Here is a 23,627-nt window from a genome sequence, read left to right as displayed (position 1 = left end):
GATCTGCCAAGCGTCCTGACGCGGCAGGCGATTCGAGGAAAGGTATCGCGCATGTCTGTCACCCGGCTCTCCGACACCGAGTTGAAACCGCTACTGGAAAGGCACGCTGCATGGCGTTTGCGCGGCGACGGCAAGGCGATCGAGCGCACGCTGAAGTTCGCCGATTTCAACGCTGCCTTCGGTTTTATTACGCGGGTCGCACTCCATGCGGACAAGGTCGATCACCACCCCGAGTGGTCGAATGTCTATAACACCGTGAAAATCGCGCTGACGACGCACGATTGCGGTGGCCTGTCGGGCCGCGATGCGGACATGGCGCAGTTCATCGACACGGCGGCAACGGCTGCCGGGGCCGACTGAGCGCGCACCCCGCCCCCGTCCCGAGCGCGCCACCATGCAGAGCCCCTTCCTGACCCGGCCGCTGTCGGTCGTGCTCGATTTCGTGCGCTTCCTGGCCGCGTTCCTGGTGGTGGTGGGGCACAGCGTGCAGCTTCAGCTCTACACTGGGCCCTTTCCGTTCTCGGGGCGGCTCCAGCATTACTGTGTCATCGTCTTTTTCGTGTTGTCGGGCCTTGTCATCGCGACCTCGGTGACGGCGCGTCCCTCCAGCCTCGCACGCTTCACCATCGCACGGGTTAGTCGTATCCTGCCGGTCGCGGTGCCCGCGCTGCTGTTCGCGGCGCTTTCGGCCTATCTTCTGGCGGGGGACGCGCATGTGCGCATCGACAACAGCCCCGACGATCCGCGGCTCTTCGCCGAGCGCATCCTGCCGCCACTGGTATTCCTGAGCGCCTGGCCGGGAATGCCAGCACCAGTCTGGAACCCGCCGTACTGGTCGCTGTGCTACGAGGTCTGGTATTACGCGATCTTTGCGCTGGCCTTTTTCCTGAGGGGCTGGGCGCGCGTGATGGCAATTGCGATTGCGTGTATTCTGGCCGGGTCGACGCTGCTCCTGCTCTTTCCGGTCTGGCTGATGGGCGTGGCGCTGACCGCTATGCCGTCCGCAAAAAGATTGCCTCTGCGCGTCGCGCCGCTGGTGCTGGCGGGCTGCGGACTTGCGGCCTGGGGACTGTTTCAGGTCGATATGACGGTTCTCAATCCGCTGGCGGCGCGGATCTGGCCCGAGCCGCTGAAGTGGTCCTATTGGGTGCTGTCGGATCTGTTGATGGGCGCGATTATGGCCTCCGCCGTCATCGCGCTGCGCCCGCTGGCGGCGCGCCTTGAAGCTCCGATCTTGCGGATGCGAGGGGCGGCTCATGCGCTCGCGGGCTTCTCCTTCACGCTTTACCTGTTTCATTGGCCGCTGATCCAGTTGCTGCGCTCGCACGGGATCGAGGCGGGAGGCAGCCCGCTGCTCTGGGCCGGGCTGCTGATGCTGGTGACCGCGCTCTGCGTGCTGTTTTCGCAGGCGACCGAGGGCATGTCACCGCATCTTCGTCGCTGGATGGAGCGTCGCTTCCATCCCCGCGTAGCGAGGCCGAAGGTTCAGCCGGCCATCGTCTGAATCGCGCGTGCTTTGCATCGCCAAGGGACGGACGCTAAGGCGCGGGCATGCGCACTTTCGACAAGATCATCTCCGATAGAGGCTCGAAATATGCCGTTTCGGGCGCGCCGTGCCGCGACGCCGAAGAGGCAAAGGGGCTGATCGAAGGGCTGAAGAAGACCAGAAGGTTCGCCAAAGCCACGCACAACTCATGGGGCCTCTTGGGGGCGGGAGGTCCGGTCAAGAACGATGACGGGGAAAGCGGGGCGGGCATGATCATCCTCCAGCAGCTCGAAGCGGCCGGGCTGGAGGCGCATCTTGTAGTGGTGACCCGCTGGTACGGGGGCAAGCACTTGGGTGGCGACCGCTTTCGCCATGTGCGCGATGCGGTCGCCCTTTATCTGGACGCGTTGAACGCGGAAGGCTGAGGCGCCTCAGCCCGCGAGCGCGCTTTCGCGCACGGGGACATGCACCAGCGGTGGGATCAGGTCGGGTGCGGGCGTGCGCACGCGGCGAATGGTACACAGCCGGGTTTCATCCAGCCACAATTCGGCGTTGCGGTCCTGGGCTTCCTTGTGCGCGAAAATCAGGGCTTCGCTCGAATCGGCGGCGGTGAACTCAAGCCGCTGGGCAAGACCCACTTCGTCCTCGGCGAAGCGCAACTGGTAAACTGGCATCGGGCATCCTCGGGTTTCCACCGTTCGCACCCGGTTCCGGGCCGCGCACTCTCTCTCACTCTTGGCGATGGCCCATGGAGCAGGGCCATTCTTTGACCCTGCGCAATTCGCCATCGCGGCGGGAATGCGAACGGGAGGAAATTGGTTCCCGCCCGAGGCGAGGGAAGAGAGGGGGCGCGACAGATCGTGGCCAGCCTGCGCCGGACGAGAGAAGGTGTCGTGCTTTCAGCGGTTTGGTGCGTGTCACAGGGCTGCGTTGTTGTAGCAGTGCCAGGTGAAGATCGCCGCGGCGCCCCGGTGCGGCCGCCAGTTCTCGGCAAGCTTGCGGGTCTCCTTCTCGCTCGGCCTTTCGGGAAGGCACAGTATCTTGCCGATGCCGACCTGTACGGCCAGGTCGCCTGCGGGCCAGATGTCGGGGCGCCCCTCGGCGAAGAGCAGGTAGATCTCGGCCGACCAGCGCCCGATGCCCTTGATGCGTACCAGTTCGGCAATGGCGGCCTCGTCGTCATCTGGGAGGTTTGCAAGGTCAAGTTCGCCCGCCACCACCAGCTCGCACAGCGAGCGTGCATAGCCCTGCTTCTGGCGCGAGAGGCCGCATCCGCGCAGCGCATCGAACTCGGCTGCGAGGAGGTCTTCGGGGGGCAGCTCGGGCCCGAGCAGCGATTCGAGCTTGGCCCAGACCGAACTTGCCGCGGCGACCGACACCTGCTGGCCCACGATTGTGCGAAGAAGAGTTGCATAGCCGGTGGGGCGGGGGCGTGGTTCGGGGTAGCCACACGCCTTCAGCGCCCGGGCGATGCCTGGCTCGATACCGGCCAGGGTATCAAGCCCATACTCAATCTGGTGTGCGCCCAGCGCCATGATGCATCTCTCTTGTTTAAGTATGAACTTTTGGATGATTAGTATTAACAAATCGGCTTGCCAAAGCCGTATGGCGCTTCTAGCACCTCCTCTCAGAGGCGTGTAGAAGCGCCGCCGACCAACCCGGTTTTACCAAGAGGGGACACAGGACAATGCCGCAGATCACCGTCGTCAATCACGCGGGCGAGGAATCGAGCGTCGAGGCCAGCGAAGGCCGCACGCTCATGGAGACCATCCGCGACAGCGGTTTTGATGAACTTCTCGCGCTGTGCGGCGGCTGCTGCTCGTGCGCGACCTGCCATGTCCACGTCGACCCGGCCTACATGGACAAGCTGCCCGAGATGAGCGAAGACGAGAACGACCTGCTCGACAGCTCGGACCACCGCAACGAGTACTCGCGTCTCTCCTGCCAGATCCCCATTACCGCGGCGCTTGAAGGCTGCAAGGTAACGATCGCCCCCGAGGATTGATCGACGCGCCTTTGGCTCCGAAAATGGGGTGCAAGGTCGGTGCCGGACGATACGTCCGGCCGGCCTTGCGCCCCTTTTCGTTGCGAGCGGCCCTTTCGGCGGGTTCCGGCGGTATGCGTTAACCCGCGGTCCAGCTTTTTACGCCTAAAGCGCAATTCGATTGCGACATGCAGGGACACTTCCTAAGTCAGCGGCCATGACAGCACCAAACGCCACGCCTTCCTCGATCGACTTGATCGGCAATACCCCGCTCGTACTTCTCAAAGGGCCCAGCGCCGCTGCCGGCTGCGAAATCTGGGGCAAGTGCGAATTCGCCAACCCCGGCGCCTCGGTCAAGGATCGCGCGGCGCTCTGGATCGTGCGCGACGCCGAAGTGCGCGGCGAGCTGAAGCCGGGTGGAACGGTGATCGAAGGCACGGCGGGCAATACTGGCATCGGTATCGCGTTGGTGGCCAATGCGCGCGGCTACAAGTCGGTCATCGTCATGCCCGACAACCAGTCGAAGGAAAAGATGGACACGCTGCGCGCGCTCGGCGCCGAGCTGGTCCTTGTCCCGCCCACCAAGTTCGCCGACCCCAACCACTTCGTGCACACCTCGCGCCGTCTGGCCGAAGAAACCGAAGGGGCCGTCTGGGCCAACCAGTTCGACAACGTCGCCAACCGCAAAGCCCACATCGAAAGCACTGCGCCGGAAATCTGGGAGCAGCTGGGTGGCCGCATCGATGGCTTCACCTGCGCGGCGGGCACCGGCGGTACGATTGCGGGCACCGGCCTTGGCCTAAAGGCCTTCGACGAGAACATCCTCGTTGCGCTGACCGATCCGTATGGCGCGGCGCTCTACAACTACTATGCCAACGGCGAGTTGAAGGCCGAAGGGTCTTCGGTTGCAGAAGGGATCGGCCAGGGCCGCATCACCGCCAACCTGGAGGGTGCGCCGATCGACACCCAGTTCCGCATGTCGGACGAGGAAGGTCTCGAGTGGGTGCGTCGTCTGCTGGCCGAAGAGGGGCTGTGCCTGGGCCTGTCTTCGGGCATCAACGTGGCAGGTGCGGTAGCGCTTGGTCGGAAGCTTGTCGCGGAAGGTCGCAAGGATGCGCGTGTTGCCACGATCCTGTGCGACACCGGCTTCCGGTACTTGTCCACACTTTACAACCCCGAGTGGCTCGAAACCAAGGGTCTGCCCATCTTCCCGTGGCTGGTGCGCTGAGGTAATCTTTCCCCGAGATGGCAGCCAAGCTTCCCCCCCAGGTCGTCGAACCACTGACCACTCCGCAGCATTTTGCAGAACCGTCTTCGCGCGAACTGCGCTCGCAGGCGATGCATCGGTTGCAGGTCGGGCTTTTCGGCCTGTGTGCGATGCTGCTCATCGTCGGGCTGGCGAGCATCATCATGGAGCGCGCGCGCCTTGCGGATGAGGAAGACCCCATCCGCGAGGTCGTCGCGGCTGATGCGCCCGAGAAGAAGCCGGCAAGCGACCCGCTCGCGGATATCGGCGTGATGCCCGCAGCCGAACCTTCGCCGAAGGCCAAGGAAGCCGAAGGCACCTCGACGCGCGATGTGGAAGGGCCGCTCGATCCGCGTGCGGCGCCTTTCGATGCGCCGCTGCGCGAGGAATAGACCTCGTCCCTTGTTCTGGATGAGGTGTGCGTGGGGCCTCGTGCCCCGCAGGCGTCCTGAGAATCACTTAGAAATTTGCGTCCGATTCTCGGTCTGCGTCGGTTCCTCGTGGGGAGTGGGCGGGGATTGGCAGTGCCGGGCGCCGTGTTTCCTTCCGGACTATCCCTAAGGACGATTGCCAGGACCTTGGCTGAGTGGAACTTCGTCCCGGTTCGGGGAGGACTGGGGACAGGCCGGGGCCTAGGGAGAGGCCCCGGCCTTTTGGCTTCCTGATCCTCGCGCCATATTGCGCAATTTCGGCTTGGGGTGGGTCCATATGGAGATCTGCGGGGATGGGCGTGGGCCGTTTCGGGGAGGACTGGGGATCGATTGGCTCCCCACGTGGTCGCTACGGGGGCGCATCGGTCCTGTTTTTCGTAGTAAAGGGTTCCCTGAGGCGCGAAAAACCGGGACTTTTTGCCATGATTGCGCCGGTTGGCCTTTCCGGCGGGCAAAAGGGGAGATCGCGGGATCGTGCATTCATGATGGCTGCAATCCGTGTCTTTACGCAGGTTCTTGCGGCAAGGGTGGGGACGCTCGGGGACAGCGGCGAGTGGCGCTATCTTCGCAGCCGCAAACTCAGTGGAACTACATAAAATTACACAAATTCAAAGGTATTATTGGATAACTTAGGCTTAACAGGCCCTGTGGAAAGTATGTGGGTAAAGTCCCCAGGGCGTGCGATCTCGTGAAAATTCCCGTCATTCCCCAAATTTCCCTTTTATCCCCCAAGGGGGCAAGGTAGAAGGAAACGCAATCGGAATGCCTGAGTCCCGCCGCGCCGTGTTCGGTTGGTGCGGACCCTGTTGCGCACCTGCGCTGCGGGGGGTGGTCTCGGTCATGCTCCGAGGCGGCAAAACCCACGGGGATCAACAGGGCGGCATGGCTGGGCAGCCAACCATCTACAGCGGACAGGGCTTCTCGCTTATACGCGACAAGAAGCGCTTTGTGCTGCCCAACACCCTTCGCCCCACGGTTCGGGAATCGAGCGGCAAGGACATCATCTGCCTGGCCAAGCATCCCGAGTGGAAGTGCCTCGTCGCCTTCGGCCTTTCACGCGTGGACGACTTCGAGAAGCAGCTCGACACTGAGGAAGAGCGCGCGGACCGCGCCGGGCGCCCTTTCAGCCGCGACAAGCGTGCGATGCAGCTCTACTCGTTCCAGCAGGTACCTTTCGACGGCTCGGGCCGTTTCGTCCTGCCCGAGGCGCTGTCGGGTCTTGCCAACATCGAGGACCAGCTCTTCTTTCAGGGTGTGGGTCGCTTCATCACCATCTGGAACCCGGCCGAGCTCTATGCGCTCGCCGAGGATCCCGAGATGGAAACCATCGTCGCCACCTGCCGTTCGCTGGCCGACGCCGAACTTGCCAAGGCGAAGAAGAAGTGAGCGAGGCTCCCCACATCCCCGTCCTCTTGGACGAAGTCGAAGCCGCGCTGCTGCCGCTTGCCGGTCAGGTGGTCGTCGATGCGACCTTCGGGGCGGGCGGCTATACGCGTCGCCTGCTGGATGCCGGTGCGACCGTCCACGCCTTCGACCGCGATCCCGACGCGATCGCGGCCGTCCACGCGAACCCTGAACGCTGGCCCGAACTTTCCAGTGTGCCGCCCCGCCTGGTCCTGCATCCCCGCCGCTTCTCCGAAATGGTCGATGCCCTGTCTGACGCAGGTATCGAAACCGTCGACGGGATTGTGGCCGACATCGGTGTCTCCTCGATGCAGCTCGACCAGGCGGAGCGCGGGTTTGCCTTTGCCAGCGACGGTCCGCTCGACATGCGTATGAGTCAGGATGGCTACTCGGCCGCCGACTTCGTGAACGAAGGCGAGGAGAGCGCGATTGCCGATGTGCTCTATCTTTACGGTGAAGAACGCCAGTCGCGCCGCGTCGCCCGCGCCATTGTCGCCGCGCGTCCGATCACCACGACGGGCGAGCTGGCGCGTGTCATCCGCAAGGCGCTTGGCCACCGCCCCGGCGCTCCCAAGGATCCTGCGACGCGCAGCTTCCAGGCGATCCGCATCCACGTGAACGGCGAGCTCGACGAACTCGAGGTCGCGCTGGCCGCAGCCGAGGGATTGCTGCGCGAAGGCGGGCGACTGGCCGTGGTCACGTTCCACTCCCTGGAAGACCGCATTGTCAAGCGCTTCCTCAAGGAGGCGAGCGGCCAAGCGCGCTCCACCTCGCGCCACCTGCCGCTCGTCGATACCGGTCCCGCGGCGACCTTTGCGAAAGTGGCCAAGCCGGTAAAGCCCAGCGCCGCTGAGCTGGAGCTCAACCCCCGGTCCCGTTCCTCCACCCTGCGTAGTGCCATTCGTACCCACGCTCCCGCCCGTTCTGCTGAAAACCGTTCACCCTCAAGGAAAAACCCATGAACCTGACCCAAGATCGCGTTCGCTCCATCGGGTGGATCACGGTGCTCGCAATTTGTGCAGCGATGCTGGTGGCGCTGACCTTGCGCGTCAACGCGGTGAAGAGCGAGGTCTACGCGGCCGAGAAGCGGATCGTGTACACCCAGCAGCAGATCAACTTCCTTGAGACCGAGTTCCAGACGCGGGCCAACCAGCAGGCGCTCAAGAAGCTCAATGACCTGGAGTTCGGCTACGCGGCGCCGGGTGCAGGCCAGTACCTGGAAGGGGAGCGCCAGCTTGCCGCGCTGGGCGCCGCGCCGGGGCCCGATGCGCCCGCGCCGATCCGCTACGCCAACGCCGAGCCAGCCGACATCCCGGGTGAGGACGTGGCCGAGCGCGCCGAGGAGAAGGCTGGCTCGCTGCTGGCTATGGTCAATCCGGTGAGCGGCGCGACAGCTGCCGCGATGCCCGAAGAAGAGCGCCGGCGCGAGGTGGCGGCCGCAAAGACGCGCGACAGCGACCGCGCAGCCCTGCGCGCCGAAGCTGCCGACTTGTCGCGCCGCCTGGCTAGCATCGAAATCGCGGAGGCGCCCGACCAGTGACCGCGCTGGCTCTTCAGTCGACGGTTCCGGTCACGGTCTCGACGGGCTCACGCGGGCTCGTCAACGAACGCCAGCGCTCGCTGCTTATGGCCAAGGCGCGAACCCTCTGGGTGCTCGTCGCGTTTGTGCTGGTGGGGCTGATCGCTGCGCTGCGCATCGCGTACCTCGGCACCACGGGTCCGTCACCTCGCGAGGTGCGTCTGGCTGATCTGCTGACACCCCAGCGCGGCGAGATCGTCGATCGCAACGGGGCGCCGCTGGCCCGCGACTTTCGGGTCTATTCGCTCTGGTTCAACCCTAAGGCGATGGCCGAGGGCGAGCCCCTGATCCATTCGCCCAAGGAAATCGCGGCGGGCCTGGCGCGCATCTTCCCCGACATTGACCAGGATGAGGTGATCGAAAAGCTTTCGTCGGGCAAGGCGGGCTACATCCGCAAGTCGCTGCTTCCCGAGGACGCCAACCGCGTCCACGAACTGGGCGAGCCTGCACTTGAGTTCCCGCTGGAGACGACGCGATACTACCCGCAAGGCTCGCTTGCCGCGCACGTGCTGGGCTATGTCGACAGCTACGGTCACGGCAAGGTCGGCATGGAGCAGTACTTCGACAAGGAACTGGTGAGCCCAGAAGGCCGCTCGGCGCCTTCGGTCATCTCCATCGACTTTCGCGTCCAGAGTGCGCTGGAGGACGAACTCGCCAAGGGCATGGCGCTGTCCGAGGCCAAAGGCGCGGCCGGTGTGGTGCTCGATGTCGATACCGGCGAAGTCATGGCGCTGGCTTCGCTTCCCGGGTTCGATCCCAATCACGTGAAGCCCAATGACATGGTGGTGACGCCTGAAGAGGCCAAAGAGGGCGAGGTGCCCAAGGGCTTTAATCGCGCGACCAACCAGGTCTACGAGTTGGGCTCGACCTTCAAGCCGATCACGGTTGCAGCCGCGCTTGATGCCGGCACGGTCACGAACCTGGCGCGCCGCTGGCCCGCGGCCCCGCTCCATGTCGGGCGCTTCACGATTAAGGACAGCCACGCGATGGGCGATTCGCTCAACGTGCCTGAAACGCTGATCCATTCCTCGAACGTGGTGACAGCCCAGATCGCCGATGAACTGGGCGGAGAGCGGCTCAAGGCCAAGCTCAAGACGCTGGGCATGAACACGCGGCCCGCCATCGAGCTTCCTGCGCGCGGCTTTCCGATCTGGGACAACGGCAAGTGGCGGCGCCTGCGCACAATGACGGTATCCTACGGGCACGGCGTGGCGGTCACCCCGCTGCATTTGGCCACGGCCTACGCCGCGCTCGTCAACGGCGGGATGTGGCGCCCGGCCACGCTGCGCAAGCTGAGCGCGGGCGAGGTGCCCGAAGGGCGCCGGGTATTCAGCGCGGCGACCTCGGCGCGTATCCGCCAACTCCTGCGCATGATCGTGCTCTATGGTACGGGCCGCAAGGGCGATGCGCCGGGCTTCCGGATCGGGGGCAAGACCGGCTCGGCGGAAAAGCCGGGCAATGGCGGCTATCGCCACCACTCGCTGATTTCCACGTTCGCGGCGGCCTTCCCCATGGACAAGCCGCGCTATGTCGTCATAGCCATGATGGACGAGCCCAAGGGCACGGTCGCGACCAGCTACCAGCGCACAGCCGCCTGGAACGCGGCGCCGGTGGTGGCGCGCGTGGTCCCGCGTATCGGACCGCTGCTGGGCATCATGCCCGACGAGACCCGCGATATCGACATCTCGGATCTCAAGCCTCTCATCCCCCACGAAGTGAGCGAAGCCGAAGAATGAAACTCTCCGCCCTCTGCGCCACCGCCGGCCTTGCGTTTCCCGGTCCCGATGCAGAGGTGACCGGCTTCGCCATCGACCACAGGAAGGTCGCACCCGGAACCGTGTTCGGCGCCTTTAAAGGCGCGCGCTTCAACGGCGAGGACTACATCGCGGACGCCATCGCTTCAGGCGCGGTCGCCATCGTCTCGGCCAGCGAGGCGCCCATCACGGGTGCGGCGTCCTTCGTCGATGTCGAGCCGCGCCGCCTTTTCGCCCAGCTGGCCGCGCCGTTCTATCGCCCTGTGCCCGAAACGCTCGTCGCCGTGACCGGGACCAACGGCAAGACCTCGACGGTCGAGCTCACGCGCCAGGTCTGGAACATGGTAGGGGAGCGTGCGGCCTCCATCGGTACGCTGGGTGTGACGACCGGCGATGCGCGGGTTTCGACCGGGTTGACAACGCCAGACGTGGTGACGTTCCTCGGCAATCTGGCAGGGCTCGCCCGCGAGGGCGTCAGCCACGTCGCTTACGAAGCCTCCAGCCACGGCCTTTCGCAGTACCGCATCGAGGGGCCGCGCGCGGCGGCGGGCGCCTTTACCAATCTTAGTCGCGATCATCTGGACTACCATGCTACCATGGAACAGTACTTCGCAGCCAAGATGCGCCTTTTCGACGAAGTTGTAGCCGACGAGGGTACGGCGGTGATCTGGGCCGACGACGTCTGGTCGCAGCGGGCCGTCGTCCATGCCCGGGCGCGCGGGCTCAAGGTTTTTACCGTGGGGGAACAGGGCAAGGATATCCGCCTGGCCGCGCGCAAGCCTGGAGGCCTGGGGCAGCAGCTGGAAGTTCAGTATGCTGGCGTTTCGCGCATGATCTCGCTCCCGTTGATCGGTGCTTACCAGGCCGCAAACGCGCTGGTCGCTGCAGGCTTGGTTCTGGCGACGGGCGGCGATGCGGACCGGGTGTTCGATGCGATGAAGCGGCTCGTCACCGTACGCGGACGTCTTGAACGCGCCGCGATCACGCCCTCTGGCGCGCCGGTCTACGTCGATTACGCCCACACGCCCGATGGGCTGGAAGCCGCGATTGCCGCGCTGCGCCCACATGTCTCGGGGCGGCTCATCGTCGTGTTTGGGGCAGGGGGCGACCGCGATACTGGCAAGCGGGCACCGATGGGCCGGGTGGCCAGCGAACTCGCCGACATCGCCATCGTCACTGACGACAACCCGCGCGGCGAGGATCCGGCCGCAATCCGCGGTATGGTGCTTGCGGGTGCGAGTGCGAGCGCTCGCGAAATCGGCGATCGGCGCGCAGCCATCGGTGCGGCTCTTGCCGAGGCCAAGGGCGGCGACATCGTCCTCATCGCGGGCAAAGGGCACGAGCAGGGGCAGATCATCGGCAGCGGCGAGGCCATGCGTGTGCTGCCCTTCGACGACGTGGACGTGGCGCGCGAGATGGCAGGTGCACTGGGGAAGGTAGGCGACGCATGACGGCACTGGCACGTATCCTCGATTGGCCCGCACCGGAGGCGGAAGAGCAGGCGCAGGGCCTCTGGGATTCCGCGACACTCGAACGCGTATTGCGCGGCACGGCGAGTGGTCCCTTCACCGTATCGGGCGTCGAGATCGACAGCCGCGACGTCCAGACGGGTGACCTGTTCTTCGCCTTGAAAGGCGAGAGCATGGACGGCCACCGCTTCGTCGAGATGGCCTTCGCCAAGGGGGCGGCGGCGTGTGTCGTCGACCGCCCGGTGGAAGGACCGCACATCCTCGTCAAGGACACGACCGAGGCGCTTGAGCGTCTTGGCGCCGCGTCGCGCCAGCGTGCGCGCGGGCCGGTGATCGGAGTGACCGGATCGGTTGGCAAGACCGGCGTCAAGGAGATGATTTTCGAGGGCCTCGACCGCGCGACGCGCGGCGATGCGCACCGTTCGGTCAAGAGCTACAACAACCATGTTGGGGTGCCGCTCAGCCTTGCGCGCATGCCCGCCAGGGCCCGCTTCGGCGTGTTCGAGATGGGGATGAACCACGAAGGCGAGATCGCCGCGCTGACGCGCCAGGTTCGCCCGCATGTGGCGGTGATCACCACTATCGCGCCCGCCCACATCGAGAACCTGGGGTCCGAAGAGGCCATTGCCGACGCCAAGGCGGAGATATTCCAGGGGCTTGAACGCGGCGGCACGGCGGTGATCCCGGCCGACAGTCCGCATTACGAGCGCCTGCGCAAGGCGGCGCTGCGCTGCGGCGCGCATGTCGTCGCTTTCGGTCGAGGTGCCAACGCGGACGTGCGCCTGCTCGACGCAGTCGATGCGATTGGCGGGGGCTCGCTCGTCACTGCGGATATGGGCGATCGCCGGGTGTGCTACGCCGTGGCCGCGCCGGGCGAGCACCAGGTGATGAACTCGCTTGCAGTCATGGCGGCCATCCGCGCCATCGGCGGCGATCTGGGCGCGGCGGGCGTAGCGCTTGCCGAAATGGGCGGCCTTGCTGGGCGCGGCGCGCGTCTGGAAATCGCGGTTTCGCGCGGGGAGGCCAAGGCGGACGGTTCGCGTACCGCGCTCCTCATCGATGAAAGCTACAACGCCAATCCAGCCTCGATGCGTGCGACGCTTGCGCAGCTCGGTCGCACCAGCGCCAAGCGGCGCATTGCGGTGCTGGGCGCCATGAAGGAACTGGGTACTCACGGGCCCGGCTATCACGCCGCGCTCGAAGAGCCGATTCGTGAGGCCGGTGTCGACTATCTGGTGCTGGTCGGCGATGAAATGCTCCCGCTTGTCCGGGAACTCGAAACCCGCGCGGATGCGGGGGAAAACGCGGCCTCCTCGCTTGGCAAACCGGCCGCCTTCGCGCATTGCCAGAGTGTGAGGGAGGCTGTGGATCGTGTGCGCGCTTTCGGACTCGAAAGCGGGGATGCCATTCTCGTCAAAGGGTCCAATTCAGTGGGCCTGGCCTCGCTCGTTTCGGAGCTGAACAAGCAGGAAGGGTGAGGGTCGCTCCCGCAACATGCTGTATCTTTTCGCAGATTGGTTCGATTATCAGGGGCTCGCCAACCTCTTCCGCTACCAGACCTTCCGGGCCGGTGGCGCGCTTCTGTTTGCGCTCTTTGTCGGTCTCCTGATCGGTCCGAAGTTCATCAACATGCTGCGCGTGCGCCAGGGCAAGGGCCAGCCGATCCGCGAGGACGGGCCTCAGAGCCACCTTGCCAAGCGCGGCACGCCCACGATGGGCGGTCTGATGATCCTGACCGCGCTGATCGCGGCGATGGTTCTGTTCATGGACGTGACCAACCCGTTCGTGTGGGCCTGTATCGCGGTTACAATCGGCTTTGGCGCAATCGGCTTCATGGACGACTACGACAAGGTTGCCAAGCGCAGCACGGCGGGCGTTCCAGGACGGGTGCGCCTGCTCATGGAGTTCGCCGTGGCGGGGCTCGCCTCGTACATCATCGTCAGCCAGCTGAACACGAACCTCTACGTGCCCTTTTTGACCGGGCGCTACATCCCGCTGGGGCCGCTCTACTATGTCTTCGCTGCCTTCGTGATCGTGGGGGCGGGCAACGCGGTGAATCTGACCGACGGGCTCGACGGCCTGGCGACATTCCCGGTATTCGTCGCGGCGGGCACTTTCGCGATCATCTGCTACCTGGCGGGCCGCGTCGACTTTGCGACCTATCTGGGCATTCCGCATGTGCCGGGCGCGGGTGAACTTGCGATCTTCTGCACCGGCATCATGGGCGCATGCCTTGCCTTTCTGTGGTTCAACGCGCCGCCTGCAGCCGTGTTCATGGGCGACACCGGCAGCCTCGCACTCGGAGGTGCGCTTGGCTGCATCGCGGTCGCCGCGCATCACGAGATCGTGCTTGCGGTAGTGGGCGGTCTCTTCGTGCTGGAAGCGGCCTCGGTCATAATCCAGGTGTTCTGGTTCAAGCGCACAGGCCGCCGGGTCTTCCGCATGGCGCCGATCCACCACCATTTCGAACAGTTGGGCTGGAAGGAATCGACTGTCGTCGTGCGCTTCTGGATCATCTCGCTGGTACTGGCCGTTCTCGGCCTTGCCACGTTGAAGCTACGATAAGGAGAGCTGCGCAGGTGATCGTCTCCCCCGCCTTTGCCGGCAAACGCTACGCGGTCCTCGGGCTTGCCCGCTCGGGGATGACGGCGGTGCGCTCGCTGCTGGCGAGTGGGGCCCACGTCATGGCCTGGGACAGCCGTGAAGAGCCGCGCCAGGCGCTTCTGCGCGACTGTGAGGCAGGCACCTGCGAGATTGCCGATCCCACCAGCGCGGACCTTTCCGGCTACGACGGCGTCGTCGTCTCGCCGGGCGTCCCGCTCAACAGCCATCCGATTGCCGCAGCGGCGGCGCGGGCGGAGGTGCCGCTCATCGGTGACATCGAACTCTTTGCGCTCGCCCGCGCCAGCCTGCCGGAGCATCGGGTGGTGGGCATCACCGGCACCAATGGCAAGTCGACGACGACCGCGCTCGTGCGGCATCTCCTTGAAAAAGCAGGCGTGCCTGCGCGCATGGGTGGCAATATCGGCCTGCCGATCCTGGGCACGGTGCCGCTCAAGCCCAACGCAAATGGTTCAGGTGTCTATGTGCTGGAGCTTTCCAGCTACCAGATCGATCTTACCCGCAGCCTTGATTGCGACGTGGCCGCACTCCTGAACGTGACGCCCGATCACCTTGATCGCTACGATGGCTTTTCTGCCTACGCCGCCTCCAAGGCACGTCTCTTCGCAATGCAGTCGCCTGGCCATGCCGCGGTCTTCGGCAAGGGCGATGCGCAGACGCTGGGCGTGGCCCGGCGCGAGGAAGCCCGGCGTGAGGGCAAGGGCGTTGCCCGTGTCGACGGGGCCGACCTTGACGCGCTGCAAAAGGACTGGCCCTCGCTCCAGGGGCCGCACAACCTCCAGAATGCCGCCATCGCCATCGCCATCGTCGAGGCGCTGGGTATCGCGCGCGCGGATTGGGAGCCGGGGCTTCGCGACTTTCGTGGGCTGCCGCACCGCATGGAATGCGTCGCTCGGGCCGATGGGGTCGACTACATCAACGACAGCAAGGCCACCAATCCGGCCTCGGCCGCGCCTGCCATTGCTGCCTTTCCGCCCGACCCTGCACCGCGCATCCACTGGATCGTGGGCGGTCTTCCCAAGGGCGAGGACCTTGATGACTGCAAGCCCTGGTTCGGCCACATCAAGGCGGCCTACACCATCGGCGATGCGGGCTCGCTCTTTGCCGAGATCCTCGAGCCTTATACCCGCATCGTGCGCAGTGAGATGATGGCACAGGCCATCCGCCAGGCCATGAACGCCGCCGCATCCGGCGATGTCGTCCTGCTCTCACCTGCCTGTGCGAGCTTCGACCAGTTCCGCGACTACGAAGCGCGCGGCGAGGCCTTCCGCCAGATCGTCGAGGCGCTGCTCGCGCCCGAAGATGGGGACGAGAAGGACGGGGAGGGGCGCGGCCAGGGAGGAGCAGCGGGCTGATGGCAAGTGTGGCACCCGAAGGCCCGCAGGGCTTTACCATTCCCATGGCTGGAGGGCATCGCGGCGCGGTGAGCGGCCATTTCGCACCCGCGACGGGCCCGCTACCCACAGGCAAGGGGCCGGGGGCGCGCACCCGGCGCCAGAGGCTGGCCGTGTGGTGGCAGGAGATCGACCGCTTTGCCTTGTACATTGTCCTCATCCTCATGGGGATCGGTGCGGTGGCGGTGGCTGCAGGATCGCCCGCCTCTGCGCGGCGCCTGTCGACCTCTGCCGAGCGATTGCCCGATCTCTACTTCTTTTTCCTGCACATGCGCTGGCAGCTGGTGGGCATCGTCGCGCTGCTCTGGGCCTCCAGCCTCGATAAGGATGCGGCCCGGCGCTTTGGTATCCTGATCGCAGGCATCATGTTTGCAGCACTCTTCCTCGTGCCGGTGGTCGGCTCGGAAGTGAACGGGGCGAAGCGCTGGCTGCGTCTGGGCTTCTCGCTCCAGCCCTCCGAGTTCCTCAAGGTGGGCTGGCCGATCCTGCTGGCCTGGATCCTGTCCTGGCGCGCGCGCGACCCGAATATCCCTGTCGTGGGCATCTGCGCCGCGCTGATGGTGGTTCTGGGCGGCCTGCTCATGCTTCAGCCCGACTTCGGCTCTACCATGCTGTTTTCGGGCAGCTTTGCGGTGATGGTGCTGCTCTCCGGCTTCGACTGGCGGCGCCTTGTCGCGCTCGGCGTCGTCGGGGTAGTCGGCCTCGTCATCATGTACTTCACCTATGACAACGGGCGTAACCGCATCGACAACTTCCTGTTCGGCGGCACCGCGTTCGACCAGGTGGATCTTGCCGAGCGCACGTTTCTCAATGGCGGGTGGACGGGGCAGGGCTTCTGGATGGGGGTGCGCAAGATGTCGCTGCCCGAAGCCCATACCGACTATATCTTCTCGGTGATCGGCGAGGAGTTCGGCCTGCTGGCCTGCATGGTCATCGTCGCGCTCTACATCGCCTTCCTGGTGCGCGTGCTGATGCGAACGATCGATGAGGAAGATCTCTTCTCGGTGCTGGCCGCGGCCGGCATTGCCGCGCAGTTTGGCGGGCAGGCCTTCATCAACATTCTCGTCAACCTGCAGCTCTTTCCCTCCAAGGGCATGACGCTGCCGCTGATCAGCTATGGCGGTTCGTCGACGATCGCGCTGTGTCTGACGATGGGCCTTCTACTCGCCATTACCCGGCGCAATCCCTTTATCCAGCGCGAGCGGTTTACCTTGCGCACCAACGGAGAGCTTTCATGAGCGGCCCCTCGCGGCACTACGTCCTTGCGGCCGGTGGCACCGGCGGCCACCTGATCCCGGCCTTTGCGCTGGCCGCCGAGCTCCACGCGCGTGGGCACCATGTCGCGCTTATCACCGACGAGCGCGGCGCCAAGATCCCCGGTAAGCCCGATTACCTGACCACCCACGTCCTCCCGCAGGGCCGCATCGCGGGGAAAAATCCGCTGAACTGGGTGAAGGGCGCACGCGGTGTGCTTAAGGGGCGGAGCATGGCCAAGCGCCTGTTCGAGAGCTTCCAGCCCAGCGCCGTGATCGGCTTTGGCGGCTATCCCTCACTCCCCACCATGCTGGCGGCAACTGCGATGAAGATCCCGACCGTCCTGCACGAGCAGAACGCGGTGCTGGGGCGGGTGAACCGCTATTTCGCCAAGCGCGTCAATGCCATCGCCACCCCGTGCGAGGATGTCGACTTCCTCGATGCGCGCCATGAGGACAAGGTCACGCTGGTCGGCAATCCGGTCCGTGCGCAGGTGCTGTCCCTGCGCGAGGAGCCGTTTCCCGATTTCTCGGAAGACAGCCTGTTCCGCATCCTCGTGACCGGCGGGAGTCAAGGCGCGCGGATCTTGAGCCAGGTCATTCCGGAGGCGCTGGCGATGCTTCCGCCCACGCTGTGCTCGCGTCTTCAGGTCATCCAGCAGTGCCGGCCCGAGGACATCGACGGCGTGCGCCAGCGCTTTGCGCACCACGGTATCCCGGCCGAACTCGCGACCTATTTCGAGGACATGGCCGAGCGGCTTGCCGGCGCGCACCTGTTCATCGGGCGCTCGGGTGCCTCGACGATTGCCGAGTTGACCGCCGTGGGCCGACCCGCGATCCTGATCCCGCTTCCTTACGCGATGGACGACCACCAGGTTGCCAACACGCGTGAAATCGTGGCGGCGGGGGGCGCGCGTGTCATCCGCCAGCCCGCGATCACGACTGAGGACCCGGACCTTTTGACGGGCGATAAGCGCAATGCGCTGCTGCGCGAGCAGGGCGCGATCTTCGACAAGATGGCCAAGGACATCTGCCTGCAGGTTCAGGCCATTGCCAAGAACCCCCAGACGCTCGCCAATGCCGCGCACGCCTCGTGGAACTGCGGCTATCCCAAGGCGGCCAAGGATCTTGCCGATCTTGTCGAAAGCTTCGGGGCCGCCCCGATGATGGACGTGCTGCGCGTCGTGCCCGAAGGCGGGGCACCTGCAAGGGGTGGCGAGGCGTTCGCCCGCTCCGTTTCTGCGAGCAACAAGGAATTTGCCCAGTGAAAGCCGTCGGCACCGATATCGGGACCATCCACTTCGTCGGCATTGGCGGCATTGGCATGTCGGGCATTGCCGAGGTCATGCACAACCTGGGCTACTCGGTGCAGGGCTCGGACATGGCCGAGAGCTACGTTGTTGAACACCTGCGTTCGCGCGGGATCACGGTGAACATCGGACAGCGGGCCGAGAACGTGAATGGGGCGGCGGTTGTTGTCATCTCGACCGCGGTCAAGCGCAGCAACCCCGAAGTCGTCTACGCGCTGGAGCACCGCATCCCGGTCGTGCGCCGCGCCGAGATGCTGGCCGAGCTCATGCGCCTGAAATCGACCGTCGCGGTCGCGGGCACGCACGGCAAGACTACCACCACCTCGATGGTCGCCGCGCTTCTTGATGCGGGCGGCATCGACCCCACCGTCATCAACGGCGGCATCATCAACGCCTATGGTTCCAACGCGCGCCTTGGTGAGAGCGACTGGATGGTCGTCGAGGCCGACGAAAGCGACGGCTCGTTCCTGCGCCTCGATGGCACCATTGCGGTGGTCACCAACATCGATCCCGAGCACCTCGACCACTACGGCTCGTTCGACAAGGTGAAGGAAGCCTTTGTCGAGTTCATCGAGAATGTGCCCTTCTACGGTGCGGCGCTCCTGTGCATCGACCATCCTGAAGTCCAGGCGGTGATCCCCAAGGTGCGCGACCGCCGCGTCGTCACTTACGGTTTCAGTGCGCAGGCCGACATTCGCGGCGAAAACGTGACCCCGATCGCGGGCGGCAACCGTTTCGATGTGGCGCTGCGCCAGCGCGACGGCTCGTTCCAGCGTATCGAGGGAATTGAGCTTCCCATGCCGGGGCGCCACAACGTGCAGAACGCGCTCGCTGCGGTCGGCGTCGCGATCGAGATGGGCTGCCCGCATGACGTGATCCGCACCGGCTTCTCCAAGTTTGGCGGGGTCAAGCGCCGCTTCACCAAGGTGGGTGAAATCGCCGTGGGCGAGGGCGCGGTTTCGGTGATCGACGACTACGGCCATCACCCGGTCGAGATCCGGGCTGTGCTGGCGGCCGCGCGCGAGGGCGTGAAGGGCCGGGTCATCGCGGTCGCCCAGCCGCACCGCTACACGCGCTTGCGCGACCACATGGATGAGTTCGAAAGCTGCTTCAACGATGCGGACATTGTCTACATCACGCCGGTTTATGCAGCGGGCGAAGAGCCGATCGTGGGCGTGGACAGTGCGCACCTGGTCAAGGGCCTGAAGTCGCGCGGGCACCGCTCGGCGCAGGAAATTGCAGGCGCTGACGCCCTGGTTGAGACGCTGGCCGAGACGATCCTGCCGGGCGACATGATCGTGTGCCTGGGGGCAGGCGACATCACCAAGTGGGCCGCCAGCCTTGCCACCGCGATTACGGAAAAGCGCGGCGCATGAGCGAGATCGCGGCCTCCCTACCGCCCGTCCGGGGCAAGCTGACGGTGAACGCGCCATTGGCCCCGCTCGTCTGGTTCAAGGCGGGTGGATGCGCGCAGTGGCTGTTCGAGCCCAAGGATAGCGAAGACCTGCAGGCGTTCCTCAAGGATCTGGACCCTGCCATTCCGGTCATGGCGCTGGGACTGGGCTCGAACATGATCGTGCGCGATGGCGGCGTTGCGGGCGTGGTGATCCGGCTTGGCAAGCCCTTTGCCAAGGTCACCACGCACGAGGACCTCACGCTCGAATGCGGGGGGGGGGCGAGCGGTATTCTGGTTTCTTCCACCGCGCGCGATGCGGGGATTGCGGGGACCGAGTTCCTGCGTTCGATCCCGGGCACGGTGGGCGGCTTCGTGCGCATGAACGGCGGCGCCTATGGCGGCGAGGTGAAGGATATCCTGGTCGACTGCGATGTGGTCCTGCGTGACGGATCGCTGCACACGCTGGCCAACGCGGAGCTGGGGTACACCTACCGGCATTCGCAGCTTCCGGCAGACGCGGTGGTCGTTGCTGCCCGCTTCCAGGGCCGTGCGGGCGATCCCGCCGAGATTCAGGCCGAGATGGACCGGATTTCGGCAAGCCGCGAGGCTTCACAGCCGCTGCGCTCCAAGACCGGCGGCTCTACGTTCAAGAATCCGCAAGGGACCTCGGCGTGGAAGCTGGTCGACGAGGCCGGGTGCCGCGGGCTCCAGCTGGGCGGGGCGCAGGTTTCGGAAAAACACACCAACTTTCTTCTCAACACTGGCGATGCCACCGCCAGCGACATCGAGGCGCTGGGCGAGGAAGTGCGCCGCCGGGTCAAGGAAGCCTCGGGCGTCTCGCTCGAGTGGGAAATTCAACGAGTAGGATCGCACAAGTGACACTCCCCAAGCTCCACGTCGCCGTTCTGATGGGTGGCTGGTCGAACGAACGTCCCGTTTCGCTGATGAGCGGCGAAGGCGTGGCCAAGGCGCTTGAAAGCAAGGGCCACAAGGTCACCCGCATCGATATGGACCGTGAGGTCGCGCTGCGCCTCGCCGAGACGAGGCCCGATGTCGTCTTTAACGCGCTCCACGGGGCGCCGGGGGAAGACGGCACGGTGCAGGGCATGATGGACCTGATGGGCCTCACCTACACGCATTCGGGGCTGGCGACTTCGGTCATCGCCATCGACAAGGAGCTGACCAAGCAGGCGCTTGTCCCGCATGGCGTGCCCATGCCCGGCGGCCGCGTGGTCGAGACCGAGACCTTGTTCGCGAAGGACCCGCTGCCGCGCCCTTATGTGCTCAAGCCCGTTAACGAAGGGTCCTCGGTCGGCGTTGCCATCGTGACCGAGGAGGGCAACTACGGCAGTCCCATCAGCCGTGAGGCCAAAGGCCCTTGGCAGGAGTTCGACACGCTTCTGGCCGAGCCCTACATTCGCGGCCGCGAACTGACGACGGCCGTGATCGGCGAGCGGGCGCTGCTTGTTACCGAACTGAAGCCCAAGTCCGGTTTCTACGACTTCGATTCCAAGTACACCGACGGCATGACCGAGCATGTCTGCCCGGCCGACGTGCCAGGCGAGATCACCGAGGCCTGCAAGGCGCTGGCATTGCGCGCGCACCAACTGTTGGGGTGCAAGGGTACCAGCCGTTCGGACTTTCGCTGGGATGACACGCAAGGGGTGGAAGGCCTGTTCCTGCTGGAGACCAACACCCAGCCGGGCATGACCCCGCTCAGCCTCGTGCCCGAACAGGCCAAGGCCTGCGGTATCGAATACCCCGACCTTGTCGAGGCGATCATTGCCGAGGCGCTAGCCGATGCCGCGGACAGGAGCAAGGCGGGTGCCTCGCCGGAAAAGGCCGCTTCGCCATGAGCCAGACGATCAAGCGCAAGGGCAAGACCGCCCGCAAGGCTGCAGCCGCGCAGGGCAACCGCGCCAAGGTACGCAGCGCCAAGGCCACCGGCGGCAGCGCGCTCGACATGGCGATGGGCTGGCTGCCCTTCACAGAAGCGCAGCTGCAGCGGCTGTTCGTGCTTGCGATCCTGGTAGCCGTGGCCGCGCTGGCGTGGGTCGTCGCCTCCGCTGCTGGGGTGCCGGGCATGGCCGAAGCGCGGTTCGCGCAGATCTCCAAGCAGGCGGGATTCGAGGTGAAGCACATCGAACTGCGCGGCGTGAAGAACATCAACGAGCTCAAGATCTACGAGCGGGCGCTCGCGCAGAAGTACCGCGCTATGCCATTGGTCGATCTGGAGCAGTTGCGCAGTGAACTGCTCGAACTGCCTTGGGTCGAAGATGCGCGTGTGTCACGTCAGCTGCCTACGACGCTGGTCATCGATATCGTGGAGCGCTCTCCCCGCGCGGTGCTGCGCAAGGCGGATACGTATGCGCTGATCGACGAGACCGGGCACGAGCTGGAAGTGATCGACCGTTCGGCGGCCAAGGGCAAGCTTATCGTCTCGGGCGAGGGGGCAGGGCAGGAGATCATCCAGCTATCGCACCTGCTGGAGGCGGCTCCCGCGCTCAAGCCCCGTGTGCGCGAGGCGCAGTGGGTGGGAAATCGGCGTTGGAATCTCGTATTCGAGACAGGCCAGGTTCTCGCGCTGCCCGAGGGCGTCAAGGAATCGGCGGGGGCGCTTGTCACTTTCGCACGTCTGGACGGCACCAACCGCCTGATCGGGGGTAGGGCCCTCGCCATCGATATGCGCGCGCCAGACCGGGTCTACCTGCGGGTGCCCGAGGGCGAGGTTCAGGAGATCTCGACCAAGGGCGGCACAGTTGCGCTTGCCTCGGGCGGGAACGGGCAGTGAGGCAATGCGCGGCTCATGTGCGCGCGGCAACAGGGGAGGGGCACGCCTGATGGCGGCAACACGCATCAGCAAGGTTTTCGGAGCGGTCAACATCGGCTCGTTCCGCATTTCCGCAATCATTGCGGGCATCTCCGAGAGCGGTGAGCTCGTCGTGCTCGGCTCTGGGCATCGCGCCAGCCAAGGCATCAAGCGGGGCTTCGTGACCGACATGGCGGCGGCAACCTACGCGGTGCGCGACGCGATCGAACGTGCTGAGCGCATGGCCGACGTTTCGGTCCAGAAAGTGTGGATCGGCTGTTCGGGGGCTGGGCTTGCCAGCCGTCTCCAGCCCTTCGATGCCGAGATCGGCGGACGCCGGATCGAGCAGGAGGACATCGACCAGTTGCTCGTCGCTGCGCGCGATGCGATCCAGCCGGATGGACGCATGGTGCTTCACGTCCAGCCCGCCCAGTACCGTCTCGACGGCGCGCACGGCGTGGGTGACCCGTGTGGTCTCCATGCCGAGCGGCTTGGCGTCGATATCCACGTCATGCTCGCCGACGGCGCCCCTATCCGCAATCTGACAGAAGCGGTGCAGTCCGCGCATCTCGAGGTCGAGGCGGTGGTGGGCTCGCCAATTGCGGCGGGGCAGGCCTGTCTTTCGCCAGAGGAGCGGGACCTTGGGGTCGCGCTCGTCGAATTCGGCGCAGAAGTGACCAACGTCTCGCTTTATGCGGGGGGGATGCTGCGCGACATGATTTCCATTCCCATCGGGTCGGCCGATATCACCGACGCGATTGCCTCGGCTTTTGGTATCCGTCGCTACCAGGCCGAGCGCCTGAAATGCGTGAACGGTTCGGCCATCGCCTCGCCCCATGACCATCGCGAAATGATTCCCGTGAACGCACCCGGAGAAGAGGGCACGGGCCCCATCGCGCGCCACGCCGACGACAAGAACCGCATTCCGCGCGCCGAACTGATCGGTGTCATCACCGGGCAGCTTGGCATGTTGATGGAAGAAGTCAGCAAGGCTCTGAAAGTTATGCAGTTCTCCAGCCAGCGCGGCAAGCAGGTGGTCTTTACCGGCGGTGGCGCGGAACTGGTGGGGCTTGCCGATTACGCGCAGGCTGCGCTCGGCCGTCCGGTCCGCATCGGACGCGTGCCGCACCTTCCCGGGCTTGCCGAAGCGCACCTCAAGCCCGGGTTCTCGACGCTGACGGGGCTGGTTCTCTACGCGGCGAACGACCCGGTAGACATCCGCAGTTTTGCCCGTTCTTCGAACAGGACCGTGAAATTGGGCTGGAACACAATGTTTTCCCGGATCTTTCAGGCGGTTCGGGAGTATTTCTGAACGCGCCTGTTGGCGGTCCGGTTCCCATCCTAAATAGAGGCTGTGGACAGGACGTGCGAGAGGCGCGACAACGTGGCAGAAACCGCCGGTATCGGGCGTTTTTGCCTGTGGACAACACAAGGCCGTCCTTTGCCTCGCCAAGTCGAAGCGTGCAATCAGGATGGTTGAGAAATATCTG

23 protein-coding genes are annotated in these 23,627 nt (G+C 65.2%); 21 read left to right on the top strand and 2 right to left on the bottom strand.

Annotated features, from left to right (window positions below; all coding sequences use genetic code 11):
- Nucleotides 1–51 precede the first annotated feature (51 nt).
- The 3 genes from FMM79_RS14710 to FMM79_RS14700 are packed head-to-tail and all read left to right on the top strand — an operon-like array spanning nucleotide 52 to nucleotide 1,911.
- Nucleotides 52–360, top strand: coding sequence for a 4a-hydroxytetrahydrobiopterin dehydratase (locus FMM79_RS14710; protein WP_148628213.1), 309 nt, complete (start codon nucleotides 52–54; stop codon nucleotides 358–360).
- Nucleotides 361–394: 34 nt separating this feature from the next.
- Complete coding sequence (locus tag FMM79_RS14705; protein WP_148628212.1) at nucleotides 395–1,504, top strand: acyltransferase; 1,110 nt, start codon at nucleotides 395–397, stop codon at nucleotides 1,502–1,504.
- Between the two features lie 47 nt (nucleotides 1,505–1,551).
- Nucleotides 1,552–1,911: a YigZ family protein gene (locus FMM79_RS14700; protein ID WP_148628211.1), complete on the top strand. Its 360-nt coding sequence runs from the start codon at nucleotides 1,552–1,554 to the stop codon at nucleotides 1,909–1,911.
- A gap of 6 nt (nucleotides 1,912–1,917) precedes the next feature.
- Here the strand turns inward: FMM79_RS14700 and FMM79_RS14695 are convergent, their stop codons facing one another.
- Both FMM79_RS14695 and FMM79_RS14690 read right to left on the bottom strand, forming a co-directional pair.
- Nucleotides 1,918–2,160: a hypothetical protein gene (locus FMM79_RS14695; protein ID WP_148628210.1), complete on the bottom strand. Its 243-nt coding sequence runs from the start codon at nucleotides 2,158–2,160 to the stop codon at nucleotides 1,918–1,920.
- 243 nt (nucleotides 2,161–2,403) lie between these two features.
- Nucleotides 2,404–3,021, bottom strand: a complete 618-nt coding sequence (locus tag FMM79_RS14690; protein ID WP_148628209.1) for a DNA-3-methyladenine glycosylase — start codon at nucleotides 3,019–3,021, stop codon at nucleotides 2,404–2,406.
- 152 nt (nucleotides 3,022–3,173) lie between these two features.
- Between FMM79_RS14690 and FMM79_RS14685 the strand changes: the two genes are divergently transcribed.
- The 18 genes from FMM79_RS14685 to ftsA all read left to right on the top strand — a co-directional run bounded on the left by FMM79_RS14685 (nucleotide 3,174) and on the right by ftsA (nucleotide 23,449).
- A complete protein-coding gene (locus FMM79_RS14685) occupies nucleotides 3,174–3,491 on the top strand; it encodes a 2Fe-2S iron-sulfur cluster-binding protein (protein WP_148628208.1) in 318 nt (105 codons plus the stop codon).
- 196 nt (nucleotides 3,492–3,687) lie between these two features.
- A complete protein-coding gene (locus FMM79_RS14680) occupies nucleotides 3,688–4,698 on the top strand; it encodes a cysteine synthase A (protein WP_148628207.1) in 1,011 nt (336 codons plus the stop codon).
- Nucleotides 4,699–4,715: 17 nt separating this feature from the next.
- Complete coding sequence (locus FMM79_RS14675; protein ID WP_240339221.1) at nucleotides 4,716–5,108, top strand: hypothetical protein; 393 nt, start codon at nucleotides 4,716–4,718, stop codon at nucleotides 5,106–5,108.
- Between the two features lie 921 nt (nucleotides 5,109–6,029).
- Complete coding sequence (locus tag FMM79_RS14670; protein ID WP_148628206.1) at nucleotides 6,030–6,533, top strand: division/cell wall cluster transcriptional repressor MraZ; 504 nt, start codon at nucleotides 6,030–6,032, stop codon at nucleotides 6,531–6,533.
- Nucleotides 6,530–7,513 carry a 16S rRNA (cytosine(1402)-N(4))-methyltransferase RsmH gene (gene rsmH / locus FMM79_RS14665; protein ID WP_148628205.1) on the top strand — a complete coding sequence of 328 codons (984 nt, stop codon included), beginning with the start codon at nucleotides 6,530–6,532 and terminating at the stop codon, nucleotides 7,511–7,513. The genes FMM79_RS14670 and rsmH overlap by 4 nt, the downstream gene beginning before the upstream one ends.
- Nucleotides 7,510–8,091 carry a hypothetical protein gene (locus FMM79_RS14660; RefSeq protein ID WP_148628204.1) on the top strand — a complete coding sequence of 194 codons (582 nt, stop codon included), beginning with the start codon at nucleotides 7,510–7,512 and terminating at the stop codon, nucleotides 8,089–8,091. The genes rsmH and FMM79_RS14660 overlap by 4 nt, the downstream gene beginning before the upstream one ends.
- On the top strand, nucleotides 8,088–9,866 hold the full coding sequence (locus FMM79_RS14655; RefSeq protein WP_240339219.1) for a penicillin-binding protein 2: 1,779 nt from the start codon (nucleotides 8,088–8,090) through the stop codon (nucleotides 9,864–9,866). The genes FMM79_RS14660 and FMM79_RS14655 overlap by 4 nt, the downstream gene beginning before the upstream one ends.
- Nucleotides 9,863–11,335: a UDP-N-acetylmuramoyl-L-alanyl-D-glutamate--2,6-diaminopimelate ligase gene (locus FMM79_RS14650; RefSeq protein WP_148628203.1), complete on the top strand. Its 1,473-nt coding sequence runs from the start codon at nucleotides 9,863–9,865 to the stop codon at nucleotides 11,333–11,335. The genes FMM79_RS14655 and FMM79_RS14650 overlap by 4 nt, the downstream gene beginning before the upstream one ends.
- The gene (gene murF / locus FMM79_RS14645) at nucleotides 11,332–12,831 is read left to right on the top strand and encodes a UDP-N-acetylmuramoyl-tripeptide--D-alanyl-D-alanine ligase (protein WP_148628202.1); all 1,500 of its coding nucleotides are present in this window, start codon (nucleotides 11,332–11,334) and stop codon (nucleotides 12,829–12,831) included. Before FMM79_RS14650 ends, murF begins: the two co-directional genes overlap by 4 nt.
- A gap of 16 nt (nucleotides 12,832–12,847) precedes the next feature.
- Complete coding sequence (mraY, locus tag FMM79_RS14640) at nucleotides 12,848–13,918, top strand: phospho-N-acetylmuramoyl-pentapeptide-transferase (RefSeq protein WP_039388133.1); 1,071 nt, start codon at nucleotides 12,848–12,850, stop codon at nucleotides 13,916–13,918.
- A gap of 14 nt (nucleotides 13,919–13,932) precedes the next feature.
- The gene (murD, locus tag FMM79_RS14635) at nucleotides 13,933–15,330 is read left to right on the top strand and encodes a UDP-N-acetylmuramoyl-L-alanine--D-glutamate ligase (RefSeq protein WP_148628201.1); all 1,398 of its coding nucleotides are present in this window, start codon (nucleotides 13,933–13,935) and stop codon (nucleotides 15,328–15,330) included.
- On the top strand, nucleotides 15,330–16,607 hold the full coding sequence (locus tag FMM79_RS14630; protein ID WP_240339217.1) for an FtsW/RodA/SpoVE family cell cycle protein: 1,278 nt from the start codon (nucleotides 15,330–15,332) through the stop codon (nucleotides 16,605–16,607). The genes murD and FMM79_RS14630 overlap by 1 nt, the downstream gene beginning before the upstream one ends.
- Nucleotides 16,604–17,890, top strand: a complete 1,287-nt coding sequence (gene murG, locus FMM79_RS14625) for an undecaprenyldiphospho-muramoylpentapeptide beta-N-acetylglucosaminyltransferase (RefSeq protein WP_148628200.1) — start codon at nucleotides 16,604–16,606, stop codon at nucleotides 17,888–17,890. The genes FMM79_RS14630 and murG overlap by 4 nt, the downstream gene beginning before the upstream one ends.
- Nucleotides 17,887–19,308, top strand: a complete 1,422-nt coding sequence (murC, locus tag FMM79_RS14620) for a UDP-N-acetylmuramate--L-alanine ligase (protein ID WP_148628199.1) — start codon at nucleotides 17,887–17,889, stop codon at nucleotides 19,306–19,308. Before murG ends, murC begins: the two co-directional genes overlap by 4 nt.
- Nucleotides 19,305–20,207 carry a UDP-N-acetylmuramate dehydrogenase gene (gene murB, locus FMM79_RS14615; protein WP_148628198.1) on the top strand — a complete coding sequence of 301 codons (903 nt, stop codon included), beginning with the start codon at nucleotides 19,305–19,307 and terminating at the stop codon, nucleotides 20,205–20,207. The genes murC and murB overlap by 4 nt, the downstream gene beginning before the upstream one ends.
- The gene (locus FMM79_RS14610) at nucleotides 20,204–21,184 is read left to right on the top strand and encodes a D-alanine--D-alanine ligase (RefSeq protein ID WP_148628197.1); all 981 of its coding nucleotides are present in this window, start codon (nucleotides 20,204–20,206) and stop codon (nucleotides 21,182–21,184) included. Before murB ends, FMM79_RS14610 begins: the two co-directional genes overlap by 4 nt.
- Complete coding sequence (locus FMM79_RS14605; protein ID WP_148628196.1) at nucleotides 21,181–22,119, top strand: cell division protein FtsQ/DivIB; 939 nt, start codon at nucleotides 21,181–21,183, stop codon at nucleotides 22,117–22,119. Before FMM79_RS14610 ends, FMM79_RS14605 begins: the two co-directional genes overlap by 4 nt.
- A 49-nt stretch (nucleotides 22,120–22,168) precedes the next feature.
- Nucleotides 22,169–23,449, top strand: coding sequence for a cell division protein FtsA (ftsA, locus tag FMM79_RS14600; RefSeq protein ID WP_148628195.1), 1,281 nt, complete (start codon nucleotides 22,169–22,171; stop codon nucleotides 23,447–23,449).
- Nucleotides 23,450–23,627 lie beyond the last annotated feature (178 nt).

The sequence above is a fragment of the Novosphingobium sp. BW1 genome (assembly GCF_008107685.1).
GTDB lineage: Bacteria > Pseudomonadota > Alphaproteobacteria > Sphingomonadales > Sphingomonadaceae > Novosphingobium.
Note: the sequence above shows the minus strand (reverse complement) of the source record. Positions and strands in the feature narration are given on the sequence as shown.

Bases quoted from the DNA above. Each gene is read 5' to 3' on its own strand.
- FMM79_RS14675 (WP_240339221.1), top strand. From the start codon at position 4,716: ATGGCAGCCAAGCTTCCCCCCCAGGTCGTCGAACCACTGACCACTCCG.
- FMM79_RS14670 (WP_148628206.1), top strand. From the start codon at position 6,030: ATGGCTGGGCAGCCAACCATCTACAGCGGACAGGGCTTCTCGCTTATA.
- FMM79_RS14660 (WP_148628204.1), top strand. From the start codon at position 7,510: ATGAACCTGACCCAAGATCGCGTTCGCTCCATCGGGTGGATCACGGTG.
- murF (WP_148628202.1), top strand. From the start codon at position 11,332: ATGACGGCACTGGCACGTATCCTCGATTGGCCCGCACCGGAGGCGGAA.
- FMM79_RS14680 (WP_148628207.1), top strand. From the start codon at position 3,688: ATGACAGCACCAAACGCCACGCCTTCCTCGATCGACTTGATCGGCAAT.
- mraY (WP_039388133.1), top strand. From the start codon at position 12,848: ATGCTGTATCTTTTCGCAGATTGGTTCGATTATCAGGGGCTCGCCAAC.
- FMM79_RS14685 (WP_148628208.1), top strand. From the start codon at position 3,174: ATGCCGCAGATCACCGTCGTCAATCACGCGGGCGAGGAATCGAGCGTC.
- FMM79_RS14605 (WP_148628196.1), top strand. From the start codon at position 21,181: ATGAGCCAGACGATCAAGCGCAAGGGCAAGACCGCCCGCAAGGCTGCA.
- ftsA (WP_148628195.1), top strand. From the start codon at position 22,169: ATGGCGGCAACACGCATCAGCAAGGTTTTCGGAGCGGTCAACATCGGC.
- FMM79_RS14630 (WP_240339217.1), top strand. From the start codon at position 15,330: ATGGCAAGTGTGGCACCCGAAGGCCCGCAGGGCTTTACCATTCCCATG.
- murG (WP_148628200.1), top strand. From the start codon at position 16,604: ATGAGCGGCCCCTCGCGGCACTACGTCCTTGCGGCCGGTGGCACCGGC.
- murB (WP_148628198.1), top strand. From the start codon at position 19,305: ATGAGCGAGATCGCGGCCTCCCTACCGCCCGTCCGGGGCAAGCTGACG.
- FMM79_RS14695 (WP_148628210.1), bottom strand. From the start codon at position 2,160: ATGCCAGTTTACCAGTTGCGCTTCGCCGAGGACGAAGTGGGTCTTGCC.
- FMM79_RS14705 (WP_148628212.1), top strand. From the start codon at position 395: ATGCAGAGCCCCTTCCTGACCCGGCCGCTGTCGGTCGTGCTCGATTTC.
- FMM79_RS14710 (WP_148628213.1), top strand. From the start codon at position 52: ATGTCTGTCACCCGGCTCTCCGACACCGAGTTGAAACCGCTACTGGAA.
- FMM79_RS14700 (WP_148628211.1), top strand. From the start codon at position 1,552: ATGCGCACTTTCGACAAGATCATCTCCGATAGAGGCTCGAAATATGCC.
- FMM79_RS14690 (WP_148628209.1), bottom strand. From the start codon at position 3,021: ATGGCGCTGGGCGCACACCAGATTGAGTATGGGCTTGATACCCTGGCC.
- FMM79_RS14650 (WP_148628203.1), top strand. From the start codon at position 9,863: ATGAAACTCTCCGCCCTCTGCGCCACCGCCGGCCTTGCGTTTCCCGGT.